Raw genomic sequence first — 12,182 nt, 5'->3', positions numbered from 1 at the left:
CATGATTGACTATGAACGCGTCGTTTTCGGCTAACTCGCTGGGTCCGGGACTGGGCACACTGGCCCCAAGCTGCATCACGATGGTTTGGTCACCCTCGCGCCACAGCTCCTCCAGTAACGCTCCTGCCCCGATCCTGTCACGGCTTGATCGGGGATTTTTTTGCCTGTGTGAATCCGCAAATAATCGGTTGTCTGGCAGGCCGCTATCGCGAGCAAGCTCGCTCCCACAGGGAAATGCTTTCACCTGTGGCAGCGAGCTTGCTCGCGATGAACGATGACGCGGTCTAACGTTGCAACACCAGAATGCGCGACAGCAATTCATCCCGATCCACATAACACCCCTGGAAATGCCGCGCCCCGGTAGCAGGGTCGAAGGCGTTGCGCGCGTGGAGCGTGCGGCGGTTGTCGAAGCACCAGAGCTGCCCGGGTTCGAGTCGTTGCATCAGGCGAAAGCGTGGCTCGCGGGTCAGCGCGATGAAGCGGCGGTAGGCGCGGTAGAGCCTGGGCATCTGCTCCACCGAGGTGTCAAAGGGGCCGCGCAGAAAGTTCGCCATGCGGATCTCCGAGACTTGCCCAAGGGCGTCCAACGCAATGATCGGCGCCAGGCAGCGGTAGTCGCTGTGGCGGTCCTTGTTGCGAAATTCCACCGGGATCTGGCACAGCGCCTCGAAGGCATCGGGATCTTCCTGGCGCAGCGCCTGGGCAATGGCGAAACCGTCGACGAAGATGCTCTCGCCACCCACGGCCTCGTTCACCAGGCAATGCAGGAACTGCAACCCCGGCTGCAATTCCCGCGTCGGCAAGTCGCTGTGCAACGGCAGGTTAAAAGCGGTGTAGGCGTTGCTGTCGGCGTCGGCCTTGGATTGCACGTTGAAGAGCACGCCGAAATTGCTCTCGCGAACGAAGGAAATGCGTTGGGCAATTTGTTTCAGCGAGCCGGGCTCGGTGGGCACGCCCCGCACTTGGGTCAGGCCGATGTCGCGTACCGCCAGCAGCCATTGCAGCAGCGCGTCGGCATCCTCCATCAGCGCCTGGTATTCGAACACTGGCAGCTGCAAGTCGCACTGCCATAGCTGGCGTTGCGGCCTGCCGTCGAGTCGTTCGGCCCTGGAGACTTCGTCATAGGCGTGAGCGCGCAGCCAGCCCGGGTCGAAATGGCTTTGGTGGCCGTCCCGCCAGGCCACGCGCAGGCGGCCTTCACCATCAACGCGGATTTCATCCGGCGCCAGATCTTCGGGCACATCGACAATCTCCAGGACCTGCTCACGGGTCACGCTGTAGACGCATTCCTGGCAAGGGCAGTTGTCCCGCAGCCACTGGTGATGAAAAGGACTGATCCGACCATCGGCCCACGTGACATGAACCCGGTCGGCCAAGGGGATTGCGGCAGTCAAGGCGTGGACCAGAGGGTAGCTGCGGAAGTCGGCAATTGCGGCGGCGGTGTGCATGTCGGTCTCCTATAGGAGGCTTATCGGGCGGGTGGCAGGGCGATGACACGCCCGATGCAGGATGGCGCCGGCAGGTCGGACTGGCTGTCGAGCAGGGCTTTGAGTTGGCCCAGGGTCTGTTCGCTAAACGGCGCCGAACGTGGCCCCGCCAGATCGACGTGCAGTAGCATCTGCTCATTGCCGGCCAGCTCTTTGTCGCCGCCCGCCAAGTGCAGGCTGTGGTAGAGGTGCAGGCGTTTGGCATCGTTGCCGATGATGTGCGTATGCACCTCGACATCGGCGCCGAGCTTCACTTCGTGCAGGTAGTTCAGGTGCAGCTCGAGGGTGAACAGCGAATGGCCGCTGGCTTCGCGGCTCTGGCTGTCAAGGCCGAGCCGGTCCATCAACGCATCGGTGGCGTAGCTGAAGATCAGCAAGTAGAAGGCGTCGCGCAGGTGGCCGTTGTAGTCGACCCATTCTGGGAGGATGCGGGTTTGGTAGGTAGTGAGGGTGGGCATGTTGGACTCCAATGCAATCGTGGCGAGGGAGCTTGCTCCCGCTGGGCTGTGAAGCAGCCCCAAACCGGTTGTACGCGGTGTATCAGCCAAATGGCATTCGCTGGTTTTGCGACCGCTGCGCGGCCGAGCGGGAGCAAGCTCCCTCGCCATAGGAATGGTGTTATTCGCTAAAAATCATTCCGTGCTTTTGCTTGGTGGCCTTCACCGCCTCCAGCACCGCCAACAGGCAATCATCACGATAGCGTTCCAAAGCTGAAATGCTGTGCTGCCCCAACTGTTCGCTCGTCCCGTCCACCACATCGTCGATCAGTTTCTCGGTCAGTTCCGGTGCCGGCAGGTAGGTCCAGGGCAGTTGCAACGCCGGGCCGAACTGAGCCATGAAGTGACGCATCCCAGCGTCGCCGCCGGCCAGGGTGTAGGTCAGGAATGTGCCCATGAATGACCAGCGCAGGCCGGCGCCAAAACGGATGGCATCGTCGATTTCGCCGGTGGTTGCCACGCCGTCATTGACCAGGTGCAACGCCTCGCGCCAGAGCGCTTCAAGCAAGCGGTCGGCAATGAAACCGGGCACTTCCTTGCGCACGTGCAGCGGCCGCATGCCGAGGGATTCGTAGACTTGAATCGCCGCTTGCACGGCCTCGGGTGCGGTGTTTTTGCCGCCGACCACTTCCACCAGGGGCAGCAGGTAGACCGGATTGAACGGGTGACCGACCACGCACCGTTCCGGATGGGTCGAGCTTTCATAGAATTCGCTCGGCAGCAGCCCGGAGGTGCTCGACCCGATCAATGCGTTCGGCTTGGCGGCGGCGCTGATCTGGCTGTGCAGCTGCAATTTGAGCTCCAGGCGCTCGGGGGCACTTTCCTGGATGAAGTCGGCGTCGCGCACGCATTCCTCGATGGTCGCGACAAAACGCAGCCGATCCTGCGAAGCGCCAGGGGCCAGGCCTTGTTTCTCCAGGGCGCCCCAAGCATTGGCGACGCGCTTGCGCAACGCGGCTTCGGCGCCGGGCGCCGGGTCCCAGGCGACCACGTCGAGGCCATGGGCCAGGGCGCGGCTGACCCAGCCGCTGCCGATGACGCCACTGCCCAGGGCGGCGAAGGTCTTGATGTCGGTGATAAAGCTCATGGTGGTTTCCTGAATAGTGCGGTGATCCAAATGTGGGAGCGAGCCTGCTCGCGATGACGGAGTGTCAGTCGACGAATGTGTAGGCTCTTGCACCGCTATCGCGAGCAGGCTCGCTCCCACAAGGGGAAGATGTGGACTCGGGTTTAGCCGCGCTGGACCAGGCCCATTTTCTTGCGACCTTCGGCAGGCGTAAGCACCCGTGCGCCGAGGCGGCTGAGGATTTCGCCGGCGCGCTCCACCAGTTGGCCATTGGTGGCGAGCACGCCTTTGTCCAGCCAGAGGTTGTCTTCCAGCCCGACCCGTACGTTGCCACCCAGCAGCACGGCTTGGGCCGCCATTGGCATTTGCATGCGGCCGATGCCGAAGCCGGCCCACACCGCGTCGGCGGGCAGGTTGTCGACCATGGCTTTCATTGTGGTGGTGTCGGCCGGCGCGCCCCATGGAATGCCCAGGCAGAGTTGGAACAGCGGATTGTCCAGCAGGCCTTCCTTGATCAGTTGCTTGGCGAACCACAGGTGGCCGGTGTCGAAGATCTCCAGCTCTGCCTTCACGCCGAGCTCGGTGATGCGCTTGGCGCCGGCCCGCAGTTGCGCCGGAGTGGAGACGTAAATGGTGTCGCCGTCGCCGAAGTTCAGGGTGCCGCAATCCAGGGTGCAGATTTCCGGCAGCAGCTCTTCAACGTGGGCCAGGCGGGTCAGCGGGCCCACCAGGTCGGTGTTGGGGCCGAATTCCATCGGTCGTTCGCCGGCACCGATCTCCAGGTCGCCGCCCATGCCAGCGGTGAGGTTGACGATGATATCGACGTCCGCCTCACGGATGCGCTCCATCACTTCGCGATACAGCGCCACATCGCGGCTGAACTTGCCGGTCTGCGGATCGCGGACGTGGCAATGGACCACCGTGGCCCCGGCTTTCGCGGCCTCGACGGCAGCGGCGGCGATCTGTTTCGGGGTGACCGGCACGTGAGGGCTCTTGGCGGTCGTGTCGCCAGCACCGGTGAGTGCGCAGGTGATGATGACGTCGTGGTTCATGGTGCGGATTCCTTCAGGCGTGGTGAGTCACCGCGCAGCCCTTGAGGACCGCGCAGAGGGAGAACGTTCAGTCAGTTGCTAGTGAGTTTCAGGTTGTCGGCGGCGGGCTTGCCATCGAAGGTGGTCACGCCTTCGAGCCAGCGCTGTTTGTCCTGTGGATGATCCTTGAGCCATTGCCGGGCCGATTCGAGCGGATCCTTGTGATCGAGCAGCGGCTGCATCATCCGGCTCTCGTCTTCGGCGGTGAAGGTCAGGTTGCTCAGCAGACGGCTGACGTTCGGGCATTGCTCGGCGTAGTTCGGCGCGGTGACGGTCCACACGGTGGCCATGCCTTCGTTCGGACCGAGGGCGTCTTCGCTGCCGGTGAGGTAGGTCATTTGCACGTTGACGTTCATCGGGTGCGGCGCCCAGCCGAAGAACACCACGGCTTCCTTGCGTCGCACGGCGCGGTCCACGGCGGCGAGCATGCCGGCCTCGCTGGACTCGACCAGTTGAAATTTGCCCAGGCCGAACTGATTCTTGGCAATCATCGCCTTGATCTGGGTGTTGGCGCCGGAGCCGGGCTCGATGCCGTAGATCTTGCCGCCCAGCTCCTTCTCGAATTTGGCGATGTCAGCGAACGTCTTCAGACCCTTGTCGGCCAGGTAAGTCGGCACGGCCAGGGTGGCGCGGGCGTCCTTCAGGCTGGGCTGCTCAAGCACCTTGACCTGCTTGGCTTCGACGAAGGGGGTGATGGTCTGGGTCATCAGCGGGTTCCAGTAGCCCAGGAACATGTCCAGGCGCTGATCGCGGATGCCGGCGAAAATGATCTGCTGGGAGGCGCTGGTCTGCTTGGTCTTGTAGCCGAGGCCGTCGAGCATCACTTGGGTCAGGGCGCTGGTGGCAATGACGTCCGTCCAGTTGACCACGCCCAGGCGCACATTCTGGCAGGCGGCGGGTTCGGCTGCGAGGGCGGCCTGGTTCAGTAAAGAAGTGGTGCTGAGTGCAATAACGCAGCAGCTGATCAGTCGTTTCATTGTCGGGTTCCTCGGCAGCTTATTGTTATGGGGCCCGGTGTCTGTGCGCCGGTGATGCCACGTTACGCAGGCCCGGGCGGGGCAAAACGCACAGCGGCGACGTGCTCTTGCACTACAGCGACTCTTGAACGGTTGTTGCAACTGGCGTATCAAGGTCCGCACGCTGCCCGCCAACCGAGAGCGTTTCATGTCCCAGGATTTCTATTTCTTATTGATGCCGGGTTTCTCGGCCATCGGTTTCATTTCGGCCATCGAGCCGTTACGGGTCGCCAATCGGTTTCGTGGCGAGCTTTACCGCTGGCATGTCCTGAGTGCCGATGGCGGAGCGGTGCTGGCGAGCAATGGCATGTCGGTCAACGCCGATGCTGCGCTGGAGCCGCTGAAGAAGGGCGCGACGCTCTGGATCGTGGCGGGCTTCGAGCCGTTGAAGTTCGTCAGCCCGGTGCTTGAGAGGTGGTTGCACCGGCTGGATAACGACGGTGTCATCCTCGGCGGAATCGACACCGGCAGCGTGGTGCTCGCGGAGGCGGGATTGCTGGATGGCCATCGCGTCACCCTGCACTGGGAGGCGATCGAGGCGTTCAAGGAGTCCTATTCCCAGCTCGCCGTGACCCAGGAGCTCTTCGAAATCGACCGCCGCCGCATCACTTGCGCCGGCGGCACTGCCTCGATTGACCTCATGCTCGACCTGATCGCGCAGGCCCACGGCCCGGAACTCGCAATCCAGGTCAGCGAGCAGTTCGTGCTCGGTCGCATTCGTCCACGCAAAGATCACCAGCGCATGGAAATCTCCACCCGCTACGGCATTCGCAACAAGAAGCTGGTGCATGTGATTGGAGAAATGGAGGCCAACAGCGAACCGCCACTGAGCACCCTGGCGCTGGCCGAATCGATCAACGTCACGCGCCGCCAGCTTGAACGCCTGTTCCGCCTGCACCTGAACGACACACCGAGTAATTTCTACCTGCGCCTGCGCTTGGAAAAGGCCCGGCAACTGCTGCGCCAGACCGACATGAGTGTGCTGGAAGTCAGCATTGCCTGTGGATTCGAATCGCCGTCGTATTTCACCCGCAGCTACAGGGCACGGTTTGCACGTTGCCCTAGGGAGGATCGGCGGCGGCAGGGGGATGAGCGGGAGGTGGTTTGACAGGCTGGCGCAGCCGCCCCCAAAACCAGACACCGCGGTGCAACAGGTAACCTCTGTAAACCGGTTCACGACTGCTGCGCAGCCGAGCGGGAGCCAGCTCCCTCGCCACGGTTTCTGTGTTTGGAAGGGGCTACTTCTTCATCAACGCCGAGCACGCCGCCTTGTATGCCTCATGCTGATACTTGTTCAGCGTCGTCGGCAGGGCGAAGTCATGTTTTTTGCTCTGTGCGTTGATGGTCTGTGGCGACAGCAGTGTCACTTCGCAGCCTTCGAGCAATTGGAAAATGCCTTCGATCTTGAAGGTGGTCGGGCCGCCCGCGAACTCACCTTTCTTGCTGCGCTTCTTGATGGCGATGCGGTCGATGCCATTGTCCGCCACGAAAGCCCGCACTTGCGCGGCGAAGGCTTTGACGTTGGCGGCTTCGTCGTCATCGTCCAGGGCGATTTTCTTGGTGTTCAGCGCGACGTGGCTCAACGCCTGCTGGTCCAGCGAGGCAACGGCGATGATCGCTTCGCTGCCTTTGATTTCGATGCCGCAGATGATCATGCTTGGCCTTGGATTCCGGAGGTCTGGAACGCCAGTCTATCCGCCTTGCTCAATTCATGCTCGCCCGCAGGTCCAGCATGATCTTGTCGAAATAGTCGACCCGGATCACCCCAAAGCGCGGGTACTCGAAATCCAGGATCACATACAACACGCAGACCATCACCGCCGCATAGCCCAGGCTGTGCAGCCAGTTGCGCTGCCGGGTGCCGGCCATGCCGTAGCCGATCAGCATGGCGCTGATCAGGGTCATGGTCACGAGCATCAGGTAAATGGTCAGGGGTGGGTGGGTTTCGTGAGCCACGGCGCGCGTCGTGGTGATGTCGATCATTTCGTTTTGCGCCTGCAGCACAGGCGTTCCCAAGGTTGGGGTGGGCATCTGTTGCAGGGCGGCGACGGTTCGTTTCCAGATGGTTTGCTGCAGATCATTGGCTCGGTCATGGGCCGCTTCGTCGACTTCGTCTTCGCGCAAGTCGCGGTAATACTCGATACGGGCATCGACATACTCTCGGAATGCCTGGCGGATGTCCGGTTGTTCGCTGGCGGGCAGAAGATCCAGGCGCAACCAGGCGGTGCCCATGGCATTGGTTTCGGCAACGATCAACGCGCGGCGCTGGTCCAGGCGCGAGGCCGCCCCGGAAAAGGTGAAGGCAATCAGCAGCGCCAGCAGGCCAAACACCGCGCCTTCGATGGCCCCGATGCCCTGGCGAGCGCCGTCCGGGTCCTGGGCCAGGTGACGGTTGCCGACTTGGCGACCGGCCTCGATGCTCAGCACGATGGCGATAAAGATGGCTAACCCGTAGAAGGGCAAGGCTGTAAGAGAGTGCATACGAAAATCCTCTGATCGTCGTGTGTGACTCGTCTGTACAGCCCGGCTCGGACGGGTATGCAGCCAGTGTAGACGGCGTTGCGCAGTTCTTCCTATAACCGCTGTTCGTTCACTCCTGCCCAATCGATTCCAAGAACTCCGACCGGTCATCGCTCACCTGGGCCATGCAGTCGTTTTCGGCGATTTTGTAGGCGTCGCTGCCGGGCTTGGCCGGGAAGGCGGCGATGGCGCAGTCGGCTTCGCGCTGTTTTTGCCAGAGTTGTTGAGCGGCCTTGATCTTGGCGGTGATGTCGTTGAGCTGGGCCTTGTCGCTGGCGTAGCGGGTTTGCAGGCGTTCGTTGAGGCTCTGCAGGTTGTCGCTGAGCAACTGCTCGGCGGCGGCTTTGCCATAGGCGGAACAGGCCAGGGTCTGGACGTCGTTTTCAACTTCGTCGCAGGGGTTGGGCTCGGTGTCTTCGGTCGCGTGGGCGACGGTGCTGATCAGTGCCAGGGCAAGGAAGATCGATTTCATCGGGTTGTCGCTCAAATCCAGTGAAAGCCAGTGGTGCCGCGGATTCTGGCCCAAGCGCCGGGTAAATAACAGATGGACAGAGGGGGCCCGTCGCAGCCCATTGTCGTGGATTGACGCTTTCGGCAATTCCCCTGTCGTTTTTGCACCCGGTCGCCACGGCCCTCCGGCATATGCTGGCCCCAAAGCGCCGGCACACGATTCGGCGCATGAATCGCCAACAAGGGGACTGCCTGATGAGCCCAGCCGAATTGCACGCCGACAGCATCGTTATCGACGGGCTGATCATTGCCAAGTGGAACCGCGACCTGTTCGAAGACATGCGCAAGGGCGGCCTGACCGCAGCCAACTGCACGGTGTCGGTGTGGGAAGGTTTCCAGGCCACCATCAACAACATCGTTGCCAGCCAGAAACTGATCCGCGAGAACAGCGACCTGGTGATCCCGGTGAAAACCACCGCCGACATCCGCCGCGCCAAGGAACAGGGCAAGACCGGCATTATCTTTGGCTTCCAGAACGCCCATGCCTTCGAAGACCAGCTCGGCTACGTCGAGATCTTCAAGCAGCTCGGCGTCGGTGTGGTGCAGATGTGCTACAACACCCAGAACCTGGTGGGCACCGGTTGCTACGAGCGCGACGGCGGCCTGTCGGGCTTCGGTCGCGAAATCGTCGCCGAGATGAACCGCGTCGGCGTCATGTGCGACCTGTCCCACGTTGGCTCCAAGACCTCCGAGGAAGTCATCCTCGAATCGAAGAAACCGGTCTGCTACTCCCACTGCCTGCCGTCCGGCCTCAAAGAACACCCGCGCAACAAATCCGATGAAGAGCTGAAGTTCATCGCCGACCACGGTGGTTTCGTGGGCGTGACCATGTTCGCGCCGTTCCTGGCCAAGGGCATCGATTCGACCATCGACGACTACGCCGAAGCCATCGAGTACACCATGAACATCGTCGGCGAGGACGCCATCGGCATCGGCACCGACTTCACCCAGGGTCACGGCCAGGACTTCTTCGAAATGCTGACCCACGACAAGGGCTACGCCCGTCGTCTGACCAGCTTCGGCAAGATCATCAACCCCCTGGGCATCCGCACCGTGGGCGAGTTTCCTAACCTCACCGAAACGCTGCTCAAGCGCGGTCACCCGGAGCGGGTGGTGCGCAAGATCATGGGCGAAAACTGGGTCAACATTTTGAAAGATGTCTGGGGCGAATAAACGCCGTCGCGTCACTGAATCCTTTACCTGCGGCCACTCGCGCCGCAGGCACATCACGAATTTCCGGAGTCAAGTTTTCATGGCCAAGATCGCCCCGCAACTGCCTATCGAAGTCGACAGCGAAACCGGTGTCTGGACCTCCGACGCCCTGCCGATGCTGTACGTGCCGCGCCACTTTTTCGTCAACAACCACATGGGCATCGAGGAAGTGCTGGGCGCCGACGCCTACGCCGAGATTCTCTACAAGGCTGGCTACAAATCTGCCTGGCACTGGTGTGAAAAAGAAGCCGAATGCCACGGCCTGGAAGGCGTCGCGGTGTTCGAGCACTACATGAAGCGCCTGTCGCAGCGTGGCTGGGGCCTGTTCAAGATCCAGGACATTGACCTGGACAAAGGCACCGCCAGCGTCAAGCTCGAACACTCGGCGTTCGTCTATGTGTACGGCAAGGTCGGGCGCAAGGTCGACTACATGTTCACCGGCTGGTTCGCCGGCGCCATGGACCAGATCCTCGCCGCGCGCGGCAGCCAGATCCGCACCGTGGCCGAGCAGGTCTACGGCGGTTCCGAAGAAGGCCACGACGACGGCCTGTTCATCGTCAAGCCGTTGTAAGTCGAGGATCGCGCCATGGCTTTTGAAGCAATGTTCCAGCCGATCCAGATCGGCAAGCTGACCATCCGCAACCGCGTGCTCAGCACCGCGCATGCGGAGGTCTACGCCACCGACGGCGGCATGACCACCGACCGGTACGTGAAGTATTACGAAGAGAAGGCCAAGGGCGGCATCGGCCTGGCGATTTGCGGTGGCTCGTCGGTAGTTGCCATCGACAGCCCGCAGGAATGGTGGAGCTCGGTGAACCTGTCCACCGACCGTATCATCCCGCATTTCCAGAACCTGGCCGACGCCATGCACAAGCATGGCGCCAAGATCATGATCCAGATTACCCACATGGGCCGTCGCTCGCGTTGGGACGGCTTCAACTGGCCGACCCTGATGTCGCCGTCCGGCGTGCGTGAGCCGGTGCACCGTGCCACCTGCAAGACCATCGAGCCGGAAGAAATCTGGCGGGTGATCGGCAACTACGCCCAGGCCGCGCGGCGTGCCAAGGCCGGGGGCCTGGACGGCGTCGAGCTGTCGGCCGTGCACCAGCACATGATCGACCAGTTCTGGAGCCCGCGGGTCAACAAGCGTACCGACGAATGGGGCGGCAGCTTCGAAGGCCGCATGAAGTTCGGCCTGGAAGTGCTGAAGGCCGTGCGCGCCGAAGTGGGCGACGACTTCTGCGTGGGCATGCGCCTGTGCGGTGACGAGTTCCACCCGGACGGCTTATCCCACGAGGACATGAAGCAGATCGCCAAGTACTACGACGATACCGGCATGCTCGATTTCATCGGCGTGGTGGGTTCGGGTTGCGACACCCACAACACCCTGGCGAACGTCATTCCGAACATGAGTTATCCACCGGAGCCGTTCCTGCACCTGGCCGCCGGTATCAAGGAAGTGGTCAAGGTCCCGGTGCTGCACGCGCAGAACATCAAGGACCCGAACCAGGCCACGCGGATCCTGGAGGGCGGCTACGTCGACATGGTCGGCATGACCCGCGCCCACATTGCCGACCCACACCTGATCGCCAAGATCAAAATGGGCCAGGTCGACCAGATCAAGCAGTGCGTCGGCGCCAACTATTGCATCGACCGCCAGTACCAGGGCCTGGACGTGCTGTGCATCCAGAACGCCGCGACGTCCCGTGAATACATGGGCGTGCCGCACATCATCGAGAAGTCCACCGGGCCCAAGCGCAAAGTCGTGGTGGTCGGTGCCGGCCCGGCCGGGATGGAAGCGGCGCGCGTGGCCGCCGAACGTGGGCACGACGTGACCCTGTTCGAGAAGAAGGAATTCATCGGCGGACAGATCACCACCGCCTCGAAAGCGCCGCAACGGGACCAGATCGCCGGTATCACCCGCTGGTTCCAACTGGAACTTGCGCGGTTGAAAGTCGACCTGCGCCTGGGCGTGGCGGCGGACGCGCCGACCATCATGGATCTGCGTCCGGACGTGGTGGTGCTCGCCGTCGGCGGTCATCCGAACGTGGAGCAGAACGAACACTGGGGCGCCGCCGAAGGGCTGGTGGTCAGCAGCTGGGACGTGCTCGACGGCAAGGTCGCGCCGGGCAAGAACGTGCTGGTCTACGACACCATTTGCGAATTCACCGGCATGTCGGTGGCCGACTTCCTCGCCGACAAGGGCAGCCAGGTCGAGATCGTCACCGACGACATCAAGCCGGGCGTGGCCATTGGCGGGACTTCGTTCCCCACCTACTACCGCAGCATGTACCCCAAGGAAGTGATCATGACCGGGGACATGATGCTGGAAAAGGTCTACCGCGAAGGCGACAAGCTGGTGGCGGTGCTGGAGAACGAATACACCGGCGCCAAGGAAGAACGCGTGGTCGACCAAGTGGTGGTGGAGAACGGCGTGCGGCCGGACGAAGAAATCTACTACGCGCTCAAGGAAGGTTCGCGCAACAAGGGCCAGATCGACGTCGAAGCCCTGTTCGCGATCAAACCCCAGCCGTGCCTGGAGCAGAGCGGCGACGGTTACCTGCTGTTCCGCATCGGCGACTGCGTGGCCCAGCGTAATACCCACGCGGCCATCTACGACGCCCTGCGGTTGTGCAAGGATTTCTAACGGCTTGTGGATAACCCTGTGGGAGCGAGCCTGCTCGCGAATGCATTTTGTCAGTCATTGTTGGATTGACTGATCCACCGCTTTCGCGAGCAGGCTCGCTCCCACAGGAATCGGGCAAGGCATCCACGCAGTTTGG

At 62.2% G+C, this 12,182-nt stretch carries 12 protein-coding genes; 4 read left to right on the top strand and 8 right to left on the bottom strand.

What is annotated here, in order from left to right; all coding sequences use genetic code 11:
• Nucleotides 1–284: 284 nt before the first annotated feature.
• The 5 genes from J3P90_RS24045 to choX form a co-directional block, all read right to left on the bottom strand.
• A complete protein-coding gene (locus J3P90_RS24045; protein WP_434675492.1) occupies nt 285–1,448 on the bottom strand; it encodes a gamma-butyrobetaine dioxygenase in 1,164 nt (387 codons plus the stop codon).
• Between the two features lie 20 nt (nt 1,449–1,468).
• A complete protein-coding gene (locus tag J3P90_RS24040) occupies nt 1,469–1,945 on the bottom strand; it encodes a thioesterase family protein (RefSeq protein ID WP_434609112.1) in 477 nt (158 codons plus the stop codon).
• A 160-nt stretch (nt 1,946–2,105) separates the two neighbouring features.
• Nucleotides 2,106–3,071: an L-carnitine dehydrogenase gene (locus tag J3P90_RS24035; RefSeq protein ID WP_420764954.1), complete on the bottom strand. Its 966-nt coding sequence runs from the start codon at nt 3,069–3,071 to the stop codon at nt 2,106–2,108.
• A gap of 143 nt (nt 3,072–3,214) precedes the next feature.
• Nucleotides 3,215–4,102 (bottom strand): 3-keto-5-aminohexanoate cleavage protein, encoded by an 888-nt coding sequence (locus J3P90_RS24030; protein ID WP_045157164.1) that lies wholly within the window; start codon nt 4,100–4,102, stop codon nt 3,215–3,217.
• Nucleotides 4,103–4,173: 71 nt separating this feature from the next.
• Nucleotides 4,174–5,118, bottom strand: a complete 945-nt coding sequence (choX, locus tag J3P90_RS24025) for a choline ABC transporter substrate-binding protein (protein WP_420764953.1) — start codon at nt 5,116–5,118, stop codon at nt 4,174–4,176.
• 187 nt (nt 5,119–5,305) lie between these two features.
• Between choX and J3P90_RS24020 the strand changes: the two genes are divergently transcribed.
• Entirely contained in the window at nt 5,306–6,265 is a 960-nt protein-coding gene (locus J3P90_RS24020; RefSeq protein WP_434675491.1) for a GlxA family transcriptional regulator, read from the top strand.
• Nucleotides 6,266–6,395: 130 nt separating this feature from the next.
• Here the strand turns inward: J3P90_RS24020 and J3P90_RS24015 are convergent, their stop codons facing one another.
• The 3 genes from J3P90_RS24015 to J3P90_RS24005 form a co-directional block, all read right to left on the bottom strand.
• The gene (locus J3P90_RS24015; RefSeq protein WP_434675490.1) at nt 6,396–6,812 is read right to left on the bottom strand and encodes a DUF3010 family protein; all 417 of its coding nucleotides are present in this window, start codon (nt 6,810–6,812) and stop codon (nt 6,396–6,398) included.
• A gap of 49 nt (nt 6,813–6,861) precedes the next feature.
• A complete protein-coding gene (locus J3P90_RS24010) occupies nt 6,862–7,638 on the bottom strand; it encodes a DUF4239 domain-containing protein (protein ID WP_434609119.1) in 777 nt (258 codons plus the stop codon).
• A gap of 109 nt (nt 7,639–7,747) precedes the next feature.
• A complete protein-coding gene (locus J3P90_RS24005) occupies nt 7,748–8,149 on the bottom strand; it encodes a lysozyme inhibitor LprI family protein (protein ID WP_434561903.1) in 402 nt (133 codons plus the stop codon).
• A 233-nt stretch (nt 8,150–8,382) separates the two neighbouring features.
• On the opposite strand from J3P90_RS24005, the gene J3P90_RS24000 reads away from it, so the two are divergent.
• From J3P90_RS24000 to dgcA, 3 genes are all read left to right on the top strand, one after another.
• Nucleotides 8,383–9,360 carry a dipeptidase gene (locus J3P90_RS24000; RefSeq protein ID WP_420765167.1) on the top strand — a complete coding sequence of 326 codons (978 nt, stop codon included), beginning with the start codon at nt 8,383–8,385 and terminating at the stop codon, nt 9,358–9,360.
• 79 nt (nt 9,361–9,439) lie between these two features.
• On the top strand, nt 9,440–9,970 hold the full coding sequence (locus J3P90_RS23995) for a DUF5943 domain-containing protein (protein WP_018612374.1): 531 nt from the start codon (nt 9,440–9,442) through the stop codon (nt 9,968–9,970).
• A gap of 15 nt (nt 9,971–9,985) precedes the next feature.
• The gene (gene dgcA / locus J3P90_RS23990) at nt 9,986–12,046 is read left to right on the top strand and encodes a dimethylglycine demethylation protein DgcA (protein WP_434649814.1); all 2,061 of its coding nucleotides are present in this window, start codon (nt 9,986–9,988) and stop codon (nt 12,044–12,046) included.
• The last annotated feature ends 136 nt before the right edge of the window (nt 12,047–12,182 follow it).

It is taken from the genome of Pseudomonas sp. D3-10, assembly GCF_051132175.1.
In the GTDB taxonomy this organism is placed as follows: domain Bacteria; phylum Pseudomonadota; class Gammaproteobacteria; order Pseudomonadales; family Pseudomonadaceae; genus Aquipseudomonas.
The sequence above is the reverse complement of the archived record's forward strand: the minus strand, read 5'-3'. Positions and strand labels throughout refer to the sequence as shown.

Coding starts and splice junctions, on each gene's coding strand:
- J3P90_RS24045 (WP_434675492.1), bottom strand. CDS start 1,448: ATGCACACCGCCGCCGCAATTGCCGACTTCCGCAGCTACCCTCTGGTC.
- J3P90_RS24040 (WP_434609112.1), bottom strand. CDS start 1,945: ATGCCCACCCTCACTACCTACCAAACCCGCATCCTCCCAGAATGGGTC.
- J3P90_RS24035 (WP_420764954.1), bottom strand. CDS start 3,071: ATGAGCTTTATCACCGACATCAAGACCTTCGCCGCCCTGGGCAGTGGC.
- J3P90_RS24030 (WP_045157164.1), bottom strand. CDS start 4,102: ATGAACCACGACGTCATCATCACCTGCGCACTCACCGGTGCTGGCGAC.
- choX (WP_420764953.1), bottom strand. CDS start 5,118: ATGAAACGACTGATCAGCTGCTGCGTTATTGCACTCAGCACCACTTCT.
- J3P90_RS24020 (WP_434675491.1), top strand. CDS start 5,306: ATGTCCCAGGATTTCTATTTCTTATTGATGCCGGGTTTCTCGGCCATC.
- J3P90_RS24015 (WP_434675490.1), bottom strand. CDS start 6,812: ATGATCATCTGCGGCATCGAAATCAAAGGCAGCGAAGCGATCATCGCC.
- J3P90_RS24010 (WP_434609119.1), bottom strand. CDS start 7,638: ATGCACTCTCTTACAGCCTTGCCCTTCTACGGGTTAGCCATCTTTATC.
- J3P90_RS24005 (WP_434561903.1), bottom strand. CDS start 8,149: ATGAAATCGATCTTCCTTGCCCTGGCACTGATCAGCACCGTCGCCCAC.
- J3P90_RS24000 (WP_420765167.1), top strand. CDS start 8,383: ATGAGCCCAGCCGAATTGCACGCCGACAGCATCGTTATCGACGGGCTG.
- J3P90_RS23995 (WP_018612374.1), top strand. CDS start 9,440: ATGGCCAAGATCGCCCCGCAACTGCCTATCGAAGTCGACAGCGAAACC.
- dgcA (WP_434649814.1), top strand. CDS start 9,986: ATGGCTTTTGAAGCAATGTTCCAGCCGATCCAGATCGGCAAGCTGACC.